At 72.8% G+C, this 19,549-nt stretch carries 17 protein-coding genes; 11 read left to right on the top strand and 6 right to left on the bottom strand.

Features of this window, described 5'->3' with window-relative positions:
* The first annotated feature begins 150 nt into the window (after positions 1-150).
* Entirely contained in the window at positions 151-1,029 is an 879-nt protein-coding gene (locus tag ACWDEW_RS18010) for an RNA polymerase subunit sigma (protein WP_450513944.1), read from the top strand.
* A gap of 46 nt (positions 1,030-1,075) precedes the next feature.
* Here ACWDEW_RS18010 and ACWDEW_RS18005 read toward each other — a convergent pair whose 3' ends face one another.
* Together ACWDEW_RS18005 and ACWDEW_RS18000 are read right to left on the bottom strand one after the other, a co-directional pair.
* On the bottom strand, positions 1,076-1,417 hold the full coding sequence (locus ACWDEW_RS18005; RefSeq protein WP_450513943.1) for a hypothetical protein: 342 nt from the start codon (positions 1,415-1,417) through the stop codon (positions 1,076-1,078).
* Positions 1,418-1,452: 35 nt separating this feature from the next.
* On the bottom strand, positions 1,453-2,808 hold the full coding sequence (locus ACWDEW_RS18000; RefSeq protein WP_450514106.1) for an NAD(P)/FAD-dependent oxidoreductase: 1,356 nt from the start codon (positions 2,806-2,808) through the stop codon (positions 1,453-1,455).
* 147 nt (positions 2,809-2,955) lie between these two features.
* Between ACWDEW_RS18000 and ACWDEW_RS17995 the strand changes: the two genes are divergently transcribed.
* The 3 genes from ACWDEW_RS17995 (at position 2,956) to ACWDEW_RS17985 (ending at position 5,027) form a co-directional block, all read left to right on the top strand.
* Positions 2,956-3,117 (top strand): hypothetical protein, encoded by a 162-nt coding sequence (locus ACWDEW_RS17995; RefSeq protein ID WP_026178601.1) that lies wholly within the window; start codon positions 2,956-2,958, stop codon positions 3,115-3,117.
* Positions 3,118-3,265: 148 nt separating this feature from the next.
* Complete coding sequence (locus ACWDEW_RS17990) at positions 3,266-3,946, top strand: ABC transporter ATP-binding protein (protein ID WP_450513942.1); 681 nt, start codon at positions 3,266-3,268, stop codon at positions 3,944-3,946.
* Positions 3,947-4,076: 130 nt separating this feature from the next.
* The gene (locus ACWDEW_RS17985) at positions 4,077-5,027 is read left to right on the top strand and encodes an ABC transporter ATP-binding protein (RefSeq protein ID WP_450514105.1); all 951 of its coding nucleotides are present in this window, start codon (positions 4,077-4,079) and stop codon (positions 5,025-5,027) included.
* A 7-nt stretch (positions 5,028-5,034) separates the two neighbouring features.
* On the opposite strand, the gene ACWDEW_RS17980 is transcribed toward ACWDEW_RS17985, so the two are convergent.
* The gene (locus ACWDEW_RS17980) at positions 5,035-7,866 is read right to left on the bottom strand and encodes a hypothetical protein (RefSeq protein ID WP_450513941.1); all 2,832 of its coding nucleotides are present in this window, start codon (positions 7,864-7,866) and stop codon (positions 5,035-5,037) included.
* Complete coding sequence (locus ACWDEW_RS17975; protein ID WP_450513940.1) at positions 7,863-11,135, bottom strand: FtsX-like permease family protein; 3,273 nt, start codon at positions 11,133-11,135, stop codon at positions 7,863-7,865. Before ACWDEW_RS17975 ends, ACWDEW_RS17980 begins: the two co-directional genes overlap by 4 nt.
* 377 nt (positions 11,136-11,512) lie before the next feature.
* Here ACWDEW_RS17975 and ACWDEW_RS17970 point away from each other — a divergent pair, with 377 nt between their 5' ends.
* Positions 11,513-12,304, top strand: coding sequence for a COG4705 family protein (locus tag ACWDEW_RS17970; protein ID WP_450513939.1), 792 nt, complete (start codon positions 11,513-11,515; stop codon positions 12,302-12,304).
* Positions 12,305-12,319: 15 nt separating this feature from the next.
* Here the strand turns inward: ACWDEW_RS17970 and ACWDEW_RS17965 are convergent, their stop codons facing one another.
* Together ACWDEW_RS17965 and ACWDEW_RS17960 are read right to left on the bottom strand one after the other, a co-directional pair.
* Positions 12,320-13,720, bottom strand: coding sequence for a sensor histidine kinase (locus tag ACWDEW_RS17965; RefSeq protein ID WP_450513938.1), 1,401 nt, complete (start codon positions 13,718-13,720; stop codon positions 12,320-12,322).
* Between the two features lie 103 nt (positions 13,721-13,823).
* Entirely contained in the window at positions 13,824-14,486 is a 663-nt protein-coding gene (locus ACWDEW_RS17960; protein ID WP_450513937.1) for a response regulator transcription factor, read from the bottom strand.
* Positions 14,487-14,725: 239 nt separating this feature from the next.
* Here ACWDEW_RS17960 and ACWDEW_RS17955 point away from each other — a divergent pair, with 239 nt between their 5' ends.
* The 6 genes from ACWDEW_RS17955 to ACWDEW_RS17930 all read left to right on the top strand — a co-directional run bounded on the left by ACWDEW_RS17955 (position 14,726) and on the right by ACWDEW_RS17930 (position 19,546).
* Positions 14,726-15,583, top strand: a complete 858-nt coding sequence (locus tag ACWDEW_RS17955) for a DUF1206 domain-containing protein (protein ID WP_450513936.1) — start codon at positions 14,726-14,728, stop codon at positions 15,581-15,583.
* Positions 15,584-15,697: 114 nt separating this feature from the next.
* Positions 15,698-16,573, top strand: a complete 876-nt coding sequence (locus tag ACWDEW_RS17950; protein ID WP_450514104.1) for an RNA polymerase sigma factor SigF — start codon at positions 15,698-15,700, stop codon at positions 16,571-16,573.
* Between the two features lie 31 nt (positions 16,574-16,604).
* Positions 16,605-17,036 (top strand): hypothetical protein, encoded by a 432-nt coding sequence (locus ACWDEW_RS17945; RefSeq protein WP_450513934.1) that lies wholly within the window; start codon positions 16,605-16,607, stop codon positions 17,034-17,036.
* Between the two features lie 70 nt (positions 17,037-17,106).
* Complete coding sequence (locus ACWDEW_RS17940; protein ID WP_450513932.1) at positions 17,107-17,919, top strand: alpha/beta fold hydrolase; 813 nt, start codon at positions 17,107-17,109, stop codon at positions 17,917-17,919.
* Positions 17,916-19,187, top strand: coding sequence for a PP2C family protein-serine/threonine phosphatase (locus tag ACWDEW_RS17935; RefSeq protein WP_450513930.1), 1,272 nt, complete (start codon positions 17,916-17,918; stop codon positions 19,185-19,187). Before ACWDEW_RS17940 ends, ACWDEW_RS17935 begins: the two co-directional genes overlap by 4 nt.
* A complete protein-coding gene (locus ACWDEW_RS17930) occupies positions 19,184-19,546 on the top strand; it encodes an STAS domain-containing protein (RefSeq protein WP_450513928.1) in 363 nt (120 codons plus the stop codon). The genes ACWDEW_RS17935 and ACWDEW_RS17930 overlap by 4 nt, the downstream gene beginning before the upstream one ends.
* Positions 19,547-19,549 lie beyond the last annotated feature (3 nt).

Raw genomic sequence — 19,549 nt, 5'->3', positions numbered from 1 at the left:
GTGTTTCCCTGTAAGACCGGGCAGCCGCCGAATGTGTGACATGCGATCACCGCGGGCCCCTGTCACAGGACCCCGGAGTTCCCGGTCTCAAGGGGTGAGCCCATGCCCCTGCCGTGTGCGGGGCCGTGCGGGCGAGAGGGCGGGTGCGACGTGGACCAGGGTGATGCGGTGCCGATCGCCGAGCTGTGGGAGGAGCGCCGGTATCTGCTCGACGTCGCTCACTGGATGCTGGGCGACCCGGGTGCGGCGGAAGCCGTCGTCGACGAGGCCTATCGGCGGTGGTACGGACTGTCCGGCGCGGCACGCGGGCAGGTCGCCGTTCCCCGGTCCTGGCTGGCGAAGACCGTCGGCGGGATCTGCCTGGGCCGGCTCGCACTGCCCGGCCGGGACGCGGCCGGCCGCGAGGCGGGGCACGAACGGCCGTCGGAGGCGGAGGAGGAAGCCGGCCGGGTCGTCCTGACCGCGCTGGAGTCGCTGCCGACGGCCGAGCGCGCGGCGTTCGTGTTCCGCGCCTTCGGGATGGCCCCCGGCACGGTCGCCGACATCGTGGGTCGCCCGGAGCCGGAACTCGCCGAACTCGCCGCACGGGCGAGGCAGTTGGTGCGGTCGCAGCGCACCCGCTCCACCACACGGCACCAGCACGACGCCGTCGTCCGCGCGGTGCACCGGGCGAGTCTCACGGAGGACGGCGGACTGTTCATGTCATTGCTGTGCCCGGACGTCACGGCGTTCTTCGACGGCGGCGGCAAGATACGCGCGCTGACCGGACCGCTCCACGGCAGCCGGCCGGTCGCCGACAGCCTGCTGACACTCCTGGCCCACCACCCGCACACCACCCTGAGCACCCGTTCCGTCAACGGCCGGACCGGCCTCGTCGCCCGCTACGGCCGTCAGGTGACCGCCGTCATCAGCCTCGACGTCGCGAGCGACCGGGTCGCCCGGTTCTGGGTCATGCTCAACCCCGACAAACTGCGGCCCTGGAACCGGGCCCGCGCCGAAGGCGGCGCCGGTCCGGACACGAGCCCGTGAACGGCGAGAAGGGCGCGCACCGGCGTTCTCGGGCCGCGCGCGCCGGTCAGCGCGACGACTTCAGGACCACCACGACGACGGCGCTCATCGCCAGGGTGACCAGGACCATGGCGACAAGCGTTCCCCGCAGCCATTGTCGGATCCGGGCCTGGTGCCGCGCTTCCACCGCGGCGACCTGTTCGGCGATGTGGTCGGTCACCATGCGGGCGACGTGTCGCTGCTCGTCGACGTACCACCTTCCGATGTCCCGCTTCTGCTCGGGGGTGAGCCCCTCCACGCGCGCGGTCAGGTCCGCCACACGGCGGTTCACCGCTCCCATGTGAGCCTCCCGGTACAGGTAGCCCTCGATGTCGCTCAGGCCGCGAGCGGCCTCCTCACGTGCGGTCATGGCGTACCCCCGGTGGAATCGAGAACCCCGCGCGGTCATGCCGTGCTCCCTTCCTTCGTACGGCCGACACCCTGGCCCTGCGTGCGCCCGCTCGTGACGAAGGCGTCCCGGGGGTGCTGCACGGACGCGAGGGACACGAGGTCCCGGCCCGTCAGTGCCGCGGTGAGCCAGACCGCCAGGACGCGGATCTTCCGCTCCCAGCTGGGCACGGCCAGCACGTGATAGCCCCGGTGCATCAACCATGCCGGGAATCCCTTGATGACGATGCCCTTGTACTGGAAGATTCCCCGCCCGAGCCCCAGTGTCGCCACCACGCCGAGGCTGCTGTGGCGGTAGGTGCGGACGGGTTTCCCGCGCAGGTCGGCCACGAGGTTCCGGGCGAGGAGCCGGCCCTGCCGTACGGCGTGCTGGGCGTTGGGCACCGTGCGCGCCCCCGGCACCGGCGAGGCCAGGTCGGGAACGGACGCGTCGTCGCCCGCCGCCCACACGCCGGGCACCGGTTCGGCGTCTGTGCCCACGCGCAGATCGGCGCGGACGAGCAGCAGGCCCCGCTCGTCGAGCGGCAGGTCGGTGTGGTTGTGCACGACCGGGTTCGAGGCGTTGCCCGCGGTCCAGACGATGAGTGTGGAGTCGTACTCCTGCCCGTCGGAGAGGACGACATGGCCTCCCTCGGCGGACAGCAGCTGGGTGTTCAGGTGGACATGTGCGCCCCGGCGTTGCAGATCGCGCACCACCCAGGCGCCGGGTGCGTCGCTCACCTCGGGGAGGATGCGGCCGCGGGCCTCGACCAGGTGGAAGGACAGGTCGTGGGCGGTTAGTTCCGGGTAGGACCTGAGCATCGCGGTCGCCAGTGAGAGCAGTTCTCCGAAGCCCTCGACGCCGGAGAACCCGCCGCCCACGAACGTGACGGTGAGCAGCTTCCGCCGCTCGGGGCCTGCCGGCAGCGACGAGGCCTGGTCGAAGGCGGTCATCAGCCGGTCACGGACCGCCACGGCCTCCTCGACGTGCTTGAGACCGATGGCCTGCCGCGCAAGTCCGGGGATGGGGAAGGTACGGGTCACGGCTCCGGCGGTGACCACAAGGATGTCGTAGCGCAGCTCGTAGGCGGCTCCGCGCACCGGGCGGACGGTCACCGTACGGTCCGCCGCGCGGATCCCGGTCACGGTCCCCGCGATCAGCCGGGTACGGCTCAGATGCCTGCGCAGCGAGACGACGGCGTGCCGTGCCTCCACCGAACCGGCCGCCACCTCCGGCAGGAAGGGCTGATAGGTCATGTACGGGCGCGGGTCGACGACCGTGACCCGGGCCTCGCCCGGACGCAGCTTCTTCTCCAGGCCCCATGCGGTGTAGAAGCCCGCGTAGCCGCCGCCGACGATCAGGATCTCTCGCATGATTCCCTCTGCTTCGTTGTCCGTCACCGCATAGACCGTGCGGGAGGCCCGGATGTGACATGCGAGGCGGGCCCGGACACCGCGCGGGGAATCCGTGGGCGTGAACGAGGAATGGGCGGGAACACGGAGGGTCGGAGGTTGAAAACTATGATTCCCCTGCTTCTAGTTCTTCTGCTTGCCCTGATTCTCTTCGGTGCGGGATTCGCGCTGAAGATTCTCTGGTGGGTCGCGATCATCGTGCTGGTGCTGTGGCTCGTCGGCTTTGTGGCCCGTCCGAAGGGCGGGAGCGGCCGGTGGTATCGCTGGTAGCACTGTTCTTCGGCACGTGGAATTGATTCCCGTGCCACCGGTGTGGAAAAGGGGACCGGCGGGATTGCCCGCCGGTCCCCTTCCGCGCGACATCGCCTGCCGGGTCCGGCGTACCCTACGGTGCGGCTGTCGGCGGGTGGGGGGAAACATGGACGACATGGTGGTGGTCGAGGACCTGCGGCGGACCTACGGCAGTGGTGACACCGCCGTGCACGCCCTGCGCGGTGTCTCCTTCGGCGTGCCGCGCGGTGAACTCGTCGCCCTCAGAGGCCGATCCGGCTCCGGCAAGACCACGGTGCTCAATCTGGTCGGCGGTCTCGACACCCCCGACGGCGGCCGGATCACCCTGGGCGGCACCGACCTGGCCGGCCTGGGGGAGGACGATCTGCTGGCGCTGCGCCGGGACCGTATCGGCTTCGTCTTCCAGTCCTTCGGGCTCATCCCGATTCTCACCGCGGCCGAGAACGTCGGGGTACCGCTGCGGCTGCGGAAGGTCCCGGCCCGCGAGCGCGAGGCCCGTGTCGCCCTCCTGCTCTCCCTCGTCGGGCTCTCCGAGCACGCCGACCAGCGTCCCGGCGAACTGTCCGGCGGCCAGCAGCAGCGCGTCGCCATCGCCCGTGCGCTGGCCAACAACCCGGCCCTGATCATCGCCGACGAACCCACCGGCCAACTCGACGCCGACACCGGTCTCACCGTGATGGACCTGCTGCGTGCCGTGGTCCGCAGCGAGTCCGTCACCGCGCTCGTCGCGACCCACGACACCCAACTTCTGGCGCTGGCCGACCGCGTGCTCGAACTCCGCGACGGCCGCATCGTCGACGACGCCTGACCGCACCCGCCGCCGCGCACCCATGCGCCGTTCCGCACTAGCCTGGCCGCTGTCCCACCGCTTCGGTGCCAGACCTCAACTCCCGGGAGTCCGCGTGGCAGTTCACCAACAGCCCACCGGGGCGCCGGACTTGGACGAGCTGCGGCGGAGGGCCACCGCGGCCGCCGCCCCGCGACGCGAGGAGGGGCTGGTCGTCTGCGAGAACCTGGTGCGGATCTACCAGACCGAGGGCGTCGAAGTGCAGGCCCTCCAAGGGCTCGACCTGGCCGTGGCCGAGGGCGAGATGATCGCGGTGATCGGTGCCTCCGGCTCCGGCAAGTCCACTCTGCTGGGCATACTCTCCGGCCAGGACGTGCCGACCGCGGGTGCCGCCGAGGTCGCCGGACACGACCTGCTGGCCATGAAGCGCCGCGAGCGGCTCGACTACCGCCGTACGACTGTGGGTTTCGTCTGGCAGCAGACCTCCCGCAACCTGCTGCCCTACCTCTCGGCGGCCGAGAACGTGATGCTCCCGATGACGTACACCGGGGTCAAGCGCTCCCAACGGCGGGCCCGTGCCGAGGAGTTGCTCGACCTGCTGTCCGTCGGCCACTGCCGGGACCGTACCCCCGACACCCTCTCCGGCGGTGAGCAGCAGCGGGTCGCCGTGGCCGTCGCCAACGCCAACGAGCCCCGGGTGCTGTTCGCCGACGAACCCACCGGCGAACTCGACACCGCCACCAGCGACGAGGTCTTTGCCGCCCTGCGCCGGGCCAACGAGGACCTGGGCGTCACCGTGATCGTGGTCACCCACGACGCGCTGGTGTCCGAACAGGTCCAGCGCACCGTCCTGATCCGCAACGGCCGCACCTCGACCGAGGTACTGCGCCGGGTCGCCACCGGCGAGGACGGCGTCGATGTGCTCACGGCCGAGGAGTACGCGGTTCTGGACGCGAGCGGCCGACTGCAGCTGCCGGGCGAGTTCACCGAACGCCTGCACATGCGCAAGCGGGTGCGGCTCGCCTTGGAGAGCGACCACATCGGCGTGTGGCCGGACGAGGCGGCCCGGCGGGCGAAGTCCGAGGCCGAGGACGCGGTGTAGCGGGCGCTCACGTGAGGCGCAGTACCGCCCCCAACCGGCGTCGGCGGGCGAGGACAGTCTCGGTGGCCGCCGCCGTCAGGATCAGTGCGGTCACGCCGGCGACGAGGACGAGGGTCAGCGAGTAGTCGGTCCGCAGCGCCGGCTGGGCGGGCCCGCCGGTGAACTGCCGCAGGTCCAACACCCCTGCCATGAGCCGGGGTTCGAGCAGCCCGAGCAGGGTGCCGCCCACCGCCGAGGCCACCGCCAGCGGCAGCAGCTGCAGGAAGTGCAGCGCCCCGGCCTCCTTGGCGCCGAGTCCGAGGGTGCGCAGGAACGAGGTGGTGCGGCTGCGCTCGTCGGAGGTGAGGGTGAGCTCCAGGGCGAGCGCGAGCAGGCCCGTCAGCGCGGCGAGGAGCGAGGTGACGGTGTAGATCGTGACGAGCCCTCGCGTCAGGCCGTCCGCGCGCAGGGTGTTCAGCGTCTCGGAGCGGACGAGGATCCGGGCCGACGGCCCGAGCACTCTGGCCGCCGCCGACCGCAGTGCGGCGGGCCCGGTGCCGGCGGGATTGTCGCCCTTGAGGAGCAACACGGTGCTTCCCGAGGGTTGTTGGGGCAGCAGACGGTCGGCGTCGGCGGTGGTGATCAGCAGCGGCGTCCCGGCGGGGACCAGTGCCGTGACCGGCCCGAGGAGGGGGTCGTCGAGTTGCGCGGCGGTGAGGGTGCCGACCGGCTTGAGGGTCAGGTCCACCGGAGGCCGGCCCGGAGTCACCACGGTGGTGGTGAAGGCGCCCGTGCGCTCCCTCGCTCGGAGACCGGGGGAGAGGAACGACGGCAGCGGGGTGCCCGCATCGGACCGGGTCCCCGCAAGCCCGGACAGCAGGGCTTCGGCCAGCGGTGACTTCGGGGCGACGGCGGCCAGTTGGCGTGGATCTACGGTGACCACGGCGACCTGGGGGATCGCCGCGCCGTCGGCCTGTCCCGCCAGGTCGAGGATGCGGAGCCGCTGGACGGCGGTCCGGATACCAGTCGTGCCGGCCCCGGCGGGGGCCGCGGTCCCGGACACCGTCGCGCTCGCGTCGGAGCCGGTGGTCCAGGCCGCCCCCGTGGTCAGGCCCTCGTCGATCGTGCGGTGCACAAGGCCGCCGAACACGGCAGTCCCCAGGGTCAGCACCAGGACGAAGAGCGCCAGCCCGGTCGCCGGGGCGTCGTGGGCGGCCCGGGCCGCGCCGACGAAGCCCACCGTTCCCCGGCCGCGCCGGGCCTGCCGTAGCACCAGGCGCAGGACGAGCGGGTAGATCCGCAGCAGGAGCAGTACGACGGCCAGCGCCACCAGCACCGGCACCGCGCCCAGAATCCCGTCGGGACCCTGCGAGCGCAGCGCTGCCACTCCGGCCGCAGCCGTGAGCAGCACCGTCAGCTCCAGGACCAGGCGTCGGCCGACGACCGTCCTCCGACGCGACCGGCGGAGTCGGCCGGGCCTGCGCGGCTCGCGGACCGCGAGCCAGGTCATCAGCGGCACCGTCAGCGCCACCACGGCTGTGGCCAGGGCGGCGGGCACCGGTTGCGGCGATCCGGAGGTGCCGGTGGGCGCGAGGGCTCGTCCCGCCGCCCAGCCGAGCAGGGCGGCGGTCAGCACCACCGGCCAGGCCACGGCGCAGCGCAGCAGCACCAGCCGCGCGGTGGACGCGCCCCGCGCCCGCTGCAACCGCAGGTGCGGCTGCCTTCGGCGCAGCAGCAGTCGTACCGCCACCGCCGCGGTGGCCAGCGCGACCGCGACCAGCGCGTCGACGGCGAACGTCGCGAGGGATCTGGCCTGTTGGTCCTGCGCGGTGAACGCGGCGAGCATCGGCGTCAGGAAGTCGGTCAGCAGCAGGGGGCCGGTGGTCTGGCCGCCGACCTGGCAGGCGATGTCGCTGGTGATCGGGTCGACTCCCTGGCACAGGGCGGCGCTCAGGTCCGCGCCGTAGTGGGACAGCGGCCCGGTCAGGGCGCGGGCCCGGTCGAGGGCCGCCCCGGACAGGTCGGCGTGCAACTGCCAGGTCACGCGTGGGCCGCCCACTCCGGCGCCGGCCAGCAGGTCGGCGGTGTCCAGGCCGACGAGACCGCGGACGGCGAGCACGGTCCCTGCGGAACGCTCCGCCGGGTGGCGTGAGGGCTGGTCCAGGGTCTCCCGGCCGGTCCAGAAACCGTCGGTCGCGGCCGTGGTGCGATAGACCCCGCTCACCACCAACTGCGCCTGGGGCGGGGCGTTCTGCGCCCCGGGCGTCTTGGCGAACCCGAGCGTCAGCCGGCTGCCGACGCGGACACCCAGCGCCCGCGCGATGGTCTGCGACAGCGCGATCTGGGGCGCGGTGGCCGGCGGTGTGCGATCGGCGGGCGCGTGGCCGCCGACGTAGCGCAGGTGGGCCCGCGCGGATGGCAGATAGGTGACCGTCAGTTGGGTGCTGGTGGTCGCCGGTTCCGGCGGTCGCGGGGAGAGCAGGGACGCCTGGTCGTAGTCGTAGCTGCCGCCGCCGGTGAAGGCCACGTGCCGGGCGGCCCCGCCGCCGAGCTGCTTGGTGAGGGTGCGGCCCGCGCCGAGCAGGGTGGCCATGTCCACGGCGGGCGGCTGGGTGTTGAAGACCTCCGGAGTGGTGCTCAGGCTGATCAGGGGCGCCTGGGCCTGCGCCGCGTCGACCCGCTGCCGTAGCGCCCGGTCCTCCTGGCCGCCCGCGAAGGCGGGGGCCCAGGCGCACAGTGCCGTCAGTACCAGGACCAGCGCGGCGAGGCAGGCCAGCAGGGGCAGGTCGCCCCGGGTCTCCTTGCGGATCAAACGGCGCGTCACTGCCACCGTGCGCTCGTGTTCAGCGGTATGGCTCAACGGTCTTCCCCCGCTCGCAGCACACGCACCAGGTCCACCCGCGACAGCAGTCGGGCCAGTGCCACTACGACCGTGCTGATGGCGAGCGCGGTCGCCAGCGCGGTCAGGGCCACGGTGCCCCAGGGGATGATCTGTGGCAACGGCGGATAGGGGGCCTGACCGCTGTCGTCCACGGTGACCAGCGGCAGCACCGCCGCTGCCAGGGCCATGCCCATCAGCGCCCCGGGGACCACCGCGAACAGCGCCAGACTCAGCTGCTCGGCGCCCAGCAGCGCGGAGAGGCTCTTGGCGCGGACGCCGATCGCACGCAGCAGGGCGAACTCCTTGCGCCGCTGCCGGGTGGAGACCACCGCGTGCACGGTGAAGGCGACGACCGCGAAACCGGGGGCCAGATACCGGACCAGTTCCAGCGTCCGGCGCAGCCCCTCGCGGAACGGGTCGGCCCGGAGGGACGCGGCCGTGCGCGCCGTGGTGGTGACCCGGCCCAGCGCGGGCTGCGCCTCCACGGCGGCGGCCGTACGCGCGCTGTCGGTGCTGCCGAGCCACCAGAACGCGGGATCCTCCTGATCCACGCCGGCCTGTGTCAGCGCGGTGGCGAGTTGCCGTTGATCGGCGATCAGCTGCCCCTGGCCGCGACCGAGTCCGGGCAGTGCGTCGACTCGGCCCACGATCCGGGCGGTGATCCGGCCCTCGCCCAGGTCCAGGGTGGTGGTGCCGCCCACACTCAACCGTGCCGCGCGCAGAGTCGTGGCGTCGGCGCGCACCGGAAGCGGCGCAGGACCGCCCGCCGGACCCGCCACCAGCCGCACCTGGCTGCCGGGCCGGGTGTCGTAGTCGCTGTCGGACAGACCGCCGAAGGCGTCCGAGGTCGCGCGGGAGGGCCGGATGCCGGTGCTGATGACGGTCCGCAGCACCTCGGAACCACCCCGGGCGATCGAGCACACCCCGGGGGCGCCGGGTTCGTAGCTGTCGGCCAACTGCCCTTTGCAGGCGCCCTCGGTGGAGTCGGCGGCGTGGTCCGTGCCGTCGGCCCAGACCTGCTCGCCGGGAAGGCGGGTGACCCACTTGTCCGTGGTGTCGCGCGCGCCGATCCGGATCAGATCGAGGTTCAAGCGCGCGGGACGCGTGTGGGGTTGGGGCAGGACGTTGACGGCGGTCACCGTCAGCGGATACGCCCTCGGGTGGCCGCCGCCCAGCGCCACACCGAGCGGGATCGCGACGGTGTGTCTCGCACCGTCGGCGGCGGGCAGCCGGGCCGTCACGACACTGACGAGGCCGGACGCGTCCTGCACGGTCAGCTCCAGGCTCGGTGCCACGCGATTGCCGTCGCTGCGCAGTCGTTCCTCCAGCAGCAGCGCGGTGGGACGCCCGGGGAGCGGTAGGCCGGGGACGACCGGTGCCGGGGTGCGGGGAGCGGGGCCGCCGACCGTGCCGACCAGGTCCTCGGTGGCGCCGCCGGGCAGGTTCACCGTCGACCGCGTCACCGGGGCCACGCCGGTCACCGCCGGCAGCGCGCGATAGGCGGCGCCCAGGACGGGGGAGGGGTAGCCGTCGTCCGCCGACGGGGTGATCCGTACGTCCGCGCCGACGGTGAACGCGGCCTGCTCCGAAGCCAGACCGCCAAGGCAGGCCAGCGCTGTGGTGGCGAAGGCGCTCACCGACATGGCCAGGCACATCAGGACCACCGGCCCCGCGTTGCGTGCCGCCCGCCGGCCCAACTGCCAGCCGGCCAGCGGGAGTACGAGCCCCCGGCCGCGCCGGCCGAACGCGTCCAGCAGCAGTGAGGTCAGCGGCAGCAGCCGCAGCAGCAGGAGCGCGGCGGCACCGGCCACCAGCGTCGGCACCAGGACCAGCACCGGGTCCACGGAGGCGCTGCCGGTGCCCATGTCGGCGATCAGCGAGTGGTGCCGCCGTAGCTCCAGATAGCCCAGGCCCGCGACGGCGAGCAGGGCCAGGTCTGCGCCCAGCCGCTGTGCGGCGGCGGCCCGTGCGCCACGGGTCGGCCGCGACCGCGCCGACGGGAGTACGGGAAGCAGTACGGCCGCCGCGTGCACCAGCAGAGTCAGTCCTACGGCCGCCCACGCGTCGGTGCCCCGCCTGCCGGGGTGCAGCAGCCCGGCCAGGAAGGGGGCGGCCACGGCGGCCGGGACACCGGTGAGCGCCCACTCGGCCGCCGCGCCGCGCAGCAGCCGCGGGGTGCCGGCGCCTCTGGCCTGCTGGAGTGCCAGTTCCTCGCGCCGGCGCACGGTGAGTTCGCGGGCGGTCAGTACCAGGGTGGCGAGGGCGAGGACCGCCAGCAGCACGCTCGGGAGGTACAGCGAGGACCGGGCGGCCACCGTCGGCACCGTCAGGTCGTCGATCGCGCCCGGCAGTCCGGAGGCCACCGTCACATCGGCCAGTGACGGTCGATGTCCCCCGAACACCGACACTCCGCTCCGGCTGCCGGAGAAGGCGCGCAGCCGGTCGCGCAGTGCGGCGAGGCCGTCCGCGTCGAGCCGGGAGAGGTCGGGCTGCACACTCCAGTGGGCCGTCAGATGTCCGTTCAGGACGGCGCTGCCGTTGAGAGCGGACGGCGAGACCACCAGCAGGTCCTGGTCCGCGGTCTCTCCCTCGGCGAGGTCGCCGGCCATCGCGGGCCAGAACCCGACGGCCCCGGTCGCGCGGAAGACGCCGGTGACCCGCAGGGTCATGGCACGGTCGAAGGCGTCCTTCACCTGGAGGCCGGAGCCGGGTCCGATGCCCAGGCGTTTCGCCAGCGCGTCCGGCACCGCCGTGTCGACCGGGGCGGTGGACCCGGTGGAGACCCTGACCTCGGGCAGCGAGGTGAACGCGTCGGCCGGGGCGTCGGCGGTACCGGCGGGCCACCGCCCCGCGACCAACTGCCCGAACCCGCCCCCGTCCTGCACCGCGACCGGATGCAGCCCGGTGCCTCCGGGGGTGTGGGGTGGGCCCGCGACCCCGTCGACGCCCGTCACCGAGACCGGCGAGGTGCCCAGGAGCCCCACATAGGTCCGCTGCGGCACCCCGGCGAACACCCGGTCGGCGGCGGCCCGCACATCACGGTCGGCCGCTGCCATGCCTCCGGCGCGGAAGGACGCGTTGACGTTCACCTGGGCGTCGGGGTCGGCGGCCAGCCGCCGTACGGCACCGGCCTGCACCGAACTGCCCGCCAGCGCCGTGAGGGCGGCCAGTGCCGTCGCGCACAGCAGCACGGTCACCGCGACGGCGGCCAGCACCAGCCCGTGCTGTGCGGCCCGCCTGGCGACCACGGGAAGCCGCCGCCGGGCCGGACGCGGAGCACCCGGGCCCCGTCGCGGCGAAGACCTGACGGCCGTGGCGACCACATGAACCCCCGCAGAATCGAACATGTGACGTACGGCGCGCCACAGTCCTACCAGTCACGCTTCGGGCGACGCAAGAAACGCCGATCGCCGGCGCCGGCGAACTGACCTTGCGGATGGCCTCAGTTGACGGGCGGGAGCGGTGCCAGTACCACCGGCCGCACGCCGCTGACCAGGACTTCGGCCGCCGCGTTCAGGTTGTGTTCAGGCTCGGACGCGCCTCGGCCAACTCACGCACCAGAAGCGCCAAAGCTCTGGCAAAGGGGGCTGGGGCGAGAGCCGGACAGCATGTCATCGTGCCTGCCATGACGACAGATCACCTCACGCACCACCGGCCCCCGGGCCACGTACGACACACGGCGAGCAAGGTGCCGGAGGTGACCGTCTACTTCTGGATCATCAAGGTGCTGACGACCGGCATGGGCGAGACGGCCTCCGACTTCCTGGCCCACGCGTTCGGCCCGATCCCCGCCGTCGGTCTCGGCGGCCTCGCCCTCGTGGCCGCCCTCGTGGTCCAGTTCGCGGTCCGGCGGTACGTGGCCTGGATCTACTGGACCGCCGTCGTCATGGTCAGCGTCTTCGGCACGATGGCCGCCGACGTCCTGCACGTCGGCCTCGGTGTGCCGTACGCGGTCTCGACGCCGTTCTTCATGGTCGCGCTGGCCGCGGTCTTCGCCCTCTGGTACCGCTCCGAAGGCACCCTGTCCATCCACAGCATCCACACCCGGCGCCGCGAACTCTTCTACTGGGCCACGGTGTTGGCCACCTTCGCCCTGGGCACGGCCGCCGGGGACCTCACCGCGACGATCGGCCTCGGCTACCTCGGCTCCGCCGTCCTGTACGCCGTCGCGATCGCCGTTCCGGCTTTCGCCCACCGGTGGGGCTCCCTGAACGCGGTGGCCGCGTTCTGGACGGCGTACGTCATCACCCGCCCGCTCGGCGCGTCCGTCGCCGACTGGATGGCCGTCGGCCACGGCCGCGGCGGCCTCGCCATGGGGCTCGGGCCGGTCACGCTGTCCTGGACGGTGGCCATCCTCGGCTTCGTGGCGTACCTGGCGTTCTCCCGCAAGGATGTCGGGCAGGGCGCCACGGGGTGAGGGACAGGTACGCGGTCACCCGGCGGGCAGCGTGACCACGAACCGTGCCCCGGGCCTGTGCCCGGCGTCGTACGCCACCTCGCCCCCGGCGGACCGGGCGAGGCGTCGGGCAAGCGGCAGGCCGAGGCCCGCCCCGCCGTGGCCGTCGTCCGGATCCGCCCGCCGGCCGGGCTCGAAGAGCAGCCCGGCGAACGCGGACGGTACGCCGGGGCCGTCGTCGGTGACGTCGACACCCACGCCGTCGGGTGTGCGGTGCACGCGGACGGCGACGGCGGTGCGGGCGTAGCGGCAGGCGTTGGCGAGCAGTGGACTGACGATGCGTTCGAGAAGGGCGGGCGGCACTCCGGCCACCAGGGACGGGCCGTCGACGGTGACCGTCAAGTTGCCCTTCGGGCAGTGGACTTCGGCCAGCCGCCGGAGCGTGGGCAGGGTCTCCGCGGTGCCCGGGGCGGTGAGTGTGCCGTCGCGGGCGTCGGCCAGGAGGGTGTCGCAGATCGTGCGCATGGACTCGGCGGCCTCCGCGATGACCTGGTGACTGGCGTCGGTCTGGTCGGCCGTGCGGGGGCGGGCCCGCCACCAGTCGAGCTCGGCGATGATCCGGCTCAGGGGTGTGCGCAGCTCGTGCGAGAGTTCCCCGGTGAGCTGCCGCTCGTGGCGCAGCAGGGTGCGGATGCGGTCGAGGATGGCGTCCAACGACGCGCCGAGACGGGCGAGTTCGGCCGGGTGCCGCATGCTGCCGAAGCGTTCCCCGGACGCCACGGCGCTCCACTGGCCGGCCTGGTCGGTCATCGTGCGCACGGGACGCAGGGCGCGGCCGACCGCCAGCCGGGTCAGGACGTAGGTGCAGGCGAGCATGACGGCGTCCAGGGCGAGGGATCCCAGGAGCAGGGTGTCGGCCGAACTCCGGTACGGGGAGAGGTCCAGCGCGGTGACGACGGTCGCTCCACCGGTGCCGCCGGGGACCGGACGGGAGCACAGGCGCAGCGGCCCGTGGACGTCGGTGGTGACGCACCGCTGCCCACCGCGCCCGGCGAGCGCGTCGGCGACCCGGGTCAGGGGGCCCGAGGCCGGCGGCGCCTCCAGCAGCCGACGGCCGGAGTAGATCCACACGTCGGCGTCGAGGAGGTCGTCGTGGGAGGTCTCCAGGACCCTCACCGTCGGGCCGCTGGTGTCGATCGTCGTGGCCACGGCGGCGGCGCGGGTGCGCAGCTCGTCGTCCGCCTGGTGCTGGAGGCGGTGGCCGGCCACGGCGTTGAAGGCGACGGTCAGGACCAGCATCAGCAGCGTGGCCGTGACGAGGGCCACGAGCGAGAGCCGGCCGCGCAGGGTGCGGGGCGCCGCACGGCGCAGGAGGGTGCTCGCGGGCCACCGGCGACGGGCGCCGCTCACGTGCCACCGGCGAAGGGCGCCGCTCATGACTGCCGTCGGCCGACTCGTGACATATGCGGGCCGATCCCGTTCCGGCTGCCGATCCCGATCCCGATCCCGATCCCGATCCCGATCCCGATCCCGTTCTCGCTCATGCCAGGTGATGCCCGATCCCGCGAGCCGTGCCGATGGTCCGCTCGCTGCCCGCCTCGCGCAGCTTGCGGCGCAGCCGGGTCAGGTACTGGTCGAGGGTGTTGTCGTGGACCCGGGCCCCTTCGGGCCAGCCGGCCCGGACCAGTTCGCGGCGGCTGACGGTCCCGCCGTGGGCCGCCATGAGCGCGGCCAGCAGCCGGAACTCGGTCGGCGTCAGATCCACCCGCGCGCCGCGCACGTCGACCGTGTGCCGGACGGCGTCCAGCACCAGGTCTCCCGCCGTGGCGGCGGCCGGTGGCGCGGCCCGTTTGAGGGCCGCTCGCAGCCGGGCGGCGAGTTCGGCGAGATGGAAGGGCTTGGACAGATAGTCGTCGCCTCCGGCCGAGAACCCGGACAGCCGGTCGGGCAGCCGGTGGTGCGCGCTGAGGAAGACGACGGGGGAGCGGAACCCGTTCGCGCGCATCGCCTGGCACACGTCCCGCCCGTCGGCGTCGGGCAGCCCGATGTCGAGCACGGCCGCACAGATGTCGCCGGTGGCCAGCCGCAGGGCGGTCGCGCCGTCCGACGCGGGAACAGTGTCGAAGTCCTCGTCCCGCAGCCCGCGCATCAGCACGTCCCGCAGCGCGTGATCGTCCTCGACGACCAGGATGGTCCGGCGCATGAAGCTCCCCTGGGTGACTACAATTCTGTAGACCGTCTACGGCACTGTAGACGATGGCGGGGCGGGAGCGCGCCGCACGGCGTTCCGGAGGCGGTCGGTCCGGCCGTCGCCGCCCTACCGGCACCCGCACGCCATCCCCTCCGACGCACATCGAACCGCCCGACCGGGGCACGCGGGAAAGTGGGCCACGTTCCGTGCGCCCGCGCATCGGCCCGTCCAGTGGTTTCCAGGAAGGCGTCATGGCGTCGTCTCATACGCACAAGTGGGGCTCACGGAACGGCAGTTCCACGAACCGCCGTAGCCGCGTGCCGGGCGAGGCCGAGGGGAAGCGGACGCTGTCCGTCATGGGGCGCGCCGGATTTGTCGCACGAGGCGTCGTCTACGTCCTCGTCGGCGCCCTCGCCCTGCGGATCGCGTTCGGCGACAGCGGCCCGGAGGCGGACCGGCAGGGCGCGTTGCAGCAGGTCGCGGCGCAGCCCTTCGGAAAGGTGATGCTGTGGATGCTGGTCGTCGGCTTCGGCTGCATGGCGATCTGGCGGGGTTCCCGGGCGTTGCCGGCCAAGGGGCCGAAGAAAAAGTTCGGTTCACGGCTGCTGGACGGCGGCCGGGCCGTGTTCTACGGCTTCGTCTGCTGGGGTACGGCCTCCTTCGCCGCCGGTACCGGTGGGTCGTCCGGCGGTGACGCCACATCACGGGACTGGACCGCCTCGGCGCTGAGGCTGCCGGGCGGCCAGGTCCTGGTGGGGCTCGCCGGCTGCGTCCTGATCGGAGTCGGTGCGACCCTCGCGGTGCGCGCGGTGATGCGGCGTTTCCTGCGGAGGCTGGAGACCGGGAGGATGAGCCGCCGGGTACGGCAGGTCGTCACCGCCCTCGGTGTGGCCGGCGGTGCGGCGCGCGGTGCCGTGTTCGCCGGGGTGGGCGTCTTCGTACTGGTCGCGGCCGTCCGCTTCGACCCGCACCGGGCCAAGGGCATGGACGCCACCCTCCGCACCTTCGCGCACACTCCGGCGGGCCCGCGGCTGCTGGTCGCGGTGGCCGTCGGACTCGTCCTGTTCGGCGGATTCTCCTTCGCGTCGGCGCGCTGGCGCCGCCTGTGACCGGTGCCTGGCCGAAATCCGGTGGGGGCCGGGGAACAAATATCCGTCCGCGCAGACATGAAGTCGCCCGGAGGGGGCACGTGGGGTTCGTCCTGTCCTCCCACTCAAGGCGGCATCGTGGTTTCCTCCGTGAACACCCTCGGCGCAACTGCCCCTGCCCGCGCGGGAACAGAGCAGTCGGCGGACGAACTGCCGTGGATCGAGGACGGGTCCAAGGTCGCTCCCAAGGACGCACGCGTGATGTCGAGGCTCTTCCTGGACCGGCTGCGGGAGTTGGAGGAGGGCACTCAGGAATACCAGTACGCGCGGAACACGCTCATCGAGATGAACCTGTCCCTGGTGGCCTTCGCCGCCCGCCGCTTCCGCAACCGGGGCAGCGGCGACATGGAGGATGTCATCCAGGTCGGCACGATCGGCCTGATCAAGGCCATCGACCGCTTCGACCTGACCCGCGAGGTCGAGTTCACCTCCTTCGCGATCCCCTACATCGTCGGCGAGATCAAGCGCTTCTTCCGCGACACCACCTGGGCCGTGCACGTCCCGCGCCGCCTCCAGGAACTCCGCGTCGACCTCGCCAAGAGCAAGGAGACCCTCGCCACCGAACTGGGCCGCACCCCCACGGTGAAGGAACTCGCCACCCACCTGGAGCTGACCGAGGACGAGGTCATCGAGGGGCTCATCGCAGCCAACGGCTATGTCGCCGGCTCCATCGACACCCCGGGCGGCGACGACGAGACCGACGGCGCGCCCAAGTACGCGGACACCCTGGGCGACGAAGACCCGGCCCTGGAACTGTTCGAGGATCTCCACACGCTCGCCCCGCTGCTGCAACGGCTCGACGAACGGGAGCGGACCATCATCGAGATGCGCTTCGGCCAGGAGCTGACCCAGGCCGAGATCGGCCGCGAACTGGACCTCTCGCAGATGCACATCTCCCGCCTGCTGAACCGCACCCTCAAGAAGTTGCGCACCGGCCTCCTGTCCACGTGATCCCCGCCCGCAGCGCGCCGAAAGGTCAGGGATGAGCGCCGAGCACGATCCGCTCCACCAACCGTCCGCACCCGTCGTCACCGAGCCGGTACCCGACCTCCAACTCCAGCTGCTGGTACGGCTGATCGGCCAGGACGCCCAGGCCGCCCTGCCCGTCACGCTCACCGTCGGGGGTGCCTTCCTGCACGGCGACCTGATCTCCCACGAGGCGTGGACCACCGACTGGGCGCGCAGCCTGCACGGTCTCGACGGCCCCGGCGCGAAGCTGCTGGAACGGTTCCCGGAGCAGGTGGACGAGGTGGTCGAGGAGCGGCAGGGCCGGTCCGCACCGCAACGGCTGCCGCAGTGGATCCATCTGCGCGACGCCACCGGCTTCGCCGCCGGGGGCGGGTCCGTGGTCATGCCCCTGTGGCGCGGCCGGCTCACGGACGTGTCCGGCTGGTCGCTGGGGAAGCCGAAGTAGCCGTCGCGGGCGTCCGCCGCGGGGCGGGCGGAGTGGGTGGGTGAGGAAGCGGTCTGTGAGGATGGACCCCATGGATGTGCGCAGCAGAAACCGGGTGACGGCGACCGGCCGGGCCGGCGGGCCGGTGGTGGTGCTGGCGCACGGGTTCGGGTGCGACCAGCACATGTGGCGGCTGGTGGTACCGCTCCTGGAACGCGACTTCACCGTGGTGCTCTTCGACCATGTGGGAGCCGGACGGTCCGATCTGTCCGCCTGGAGCCCGGAGCGCTACTCGACCCTGGACGGCTACACCGAGGACGTGCTGGAGATCTGCCGTGAACTGGACCTCGGCCCGGTGACCTTCGTGGGGCACTCGGTGAGCGCGATGATGGGCGTCCTGGCCGCCGCGCGCGAGCCCAAGACGTTCGCCGGCCTGGTGCTGCTCGCTCCCTCGCCGTGCTTCGTCGACGATCCGGCCACCGGCTACCGCGGCGGGTTCAGCGCCGAGGACATCGACGAACTCCTGGGCTCCCTGGACGCGAACTACCTGGGCTGGTCGGGCGCCATGGCACCGGTGATCATGGGCAACCCGGAGCGCCCGGAACTGGCGGAGGAGCTGACGAACAGCTTCTGCCGCACCGATCCGGACATCGCCCGCTCCTTCGCCCGCGTCACCTTCCTGTCGGACAACCGGGAGGACCTCGCCGACGTCACCGTGCCCACGCTGGTCGCCCAGTGCTCCCGGGACGCGATCGCGCCCCCGGAGGTCGGCGAGTTCGTACGGTCCCGGATCCGGGGCAGCCGCCTGGTCACCCTGAACGCGACCGGCCACTGCCCCCAGCTCGCCGCGCCCGAGGAGACGGCCGCGGCGATCACCGGATTCGTCGGGGCCACCCGCCGATGAACATCAGCGGCGGGACCGGGCGCGGCGAGCACCGCCCACCCGGGACACAGCCCGGAACCGAGCACGCGGCGTTCTCCGCACTCCTGGAGGACAGCGCCGAGGACCTCTACGAACACGCGCCCTGCGGCTACCTGTCCACCCTCATGGACGGCACCATCGCGAAGATCAACACGACGCTGCTCGACTGGCTCGGCCACGAACGCGGCGACCTGGTGGGCCGCAGGACCTTCTCCGACCTGCTGACCGTGGGCGGCCGGCTCTACCACGAGACCCACTTCGCCCCGCTGCTGCGCATCCAGGGCGAGGTCAGCGGCATCGCCCTGGAACTCCGGAAGACCGACGGCGACCGGCTGCCCGTGCTGGTCACGTCCACGGTCAAGACCGGCGACGACGGCCGGCCGCTGCTGATCCGCACCACCGTCTTCGACGCCCGCGACCGCCGCGCCTACGAGACGGAACTGCTGCGCGCCCGCCGGCAGGCCGAGCGCGAACGCGAAGAACTCATGCGTCTCAACGCCACCCTGCAGCAGACCCTGCTGCCGCCGACTCTGGTGAACGTGCCCGGACTCGACGTCGCCGCGTACTACCACGTCGCCTCCACCGACATGGTCGGCGGCGACTTCTACGACCTCTTCCCGCTCTCCGCCGGGACCTGGGGACTGTTCCTGGGGGACGTGTGCGGCAAGGGCGCCGCCGCCGCGGCCGTCACCTCGCTGGCCCGCTACACGCTGCGCGCCGCCGCCGTCTACGACCCCGATCCGGCCGCCGTCCTGAGCAATCTCAACACCGTCCTCAACCACGAGTACAACGGCCACGACCCGCGGTTCTGCACCGTCGTCTTCGGCCTGCTCACCCCCGAGGGCGAGTACGGCGGCTTCCGCATCACCCTGGCCAGCGGGGGCCACCCCCCGGCCCTGCTGCTGCGCGCCGACGGCAGCGCCGACCAGGTGGACACCCCCGGCGGACAGCTCATCGGCGTCCTGCCCGACGCCCACATCGCCACGGCCACCGTCCATCTGGCGGCGGGCGACACCCTGCTGCTGCACACGGACGGTCTCACCGAGGCCCGCCAGGCCCGCAGCGGCGACGGCGACCGCTACGGGGACGAGGCCCTTCTCGACTTCGCCCGGGCCCTGGCACCCACCACCGCCTCGGGCGCCGTCGCGGCGATCCGCGACCTGCTCGACACCTTCGGCACCGGCATCGACGACGACACCGCCGTCCTCGCCATCAACGTGCCCCGACCGCCCAGCGAAGAGCAGCAGTGAACCGACTCGCCGTACAGACCCGGACCACCCCCGCGGGCCCCGTCGTCGAACTGACCGGCGAGCTCGACTACGACAGCTGCGCCCAGGTGCGCGACCTCCTGCCCGCACTCGCGCTCCGGGACGGCCAGCAGCTCGTCGTCGACCTGACCGGAGTCACCTTCTGCGACTCCAGCGGCATCACCGCCCTGCTCGCGGCCCGCAACCACGCCCTCGCCGCCCGGGCGGACATCGCGCTGGCCGCGGTCCCCGCGCACCTCGACCGGATCTTCCACATGGTCGGCCTCGACCAGGTCTTCGCCACCCACCCCACCGCGCAGGCGGCCGAAGCGGCCTGGACCCCTCCGGCGGCGCGGACCTGAACC

The organism is Streptomyces sp. NPDC001100 (genome assembly GCF_053598575.1).
Note: the sequence above shows the minus strand (reverse complement) of the source record. Positions and strands in the feature narration are given on the sequence as shown.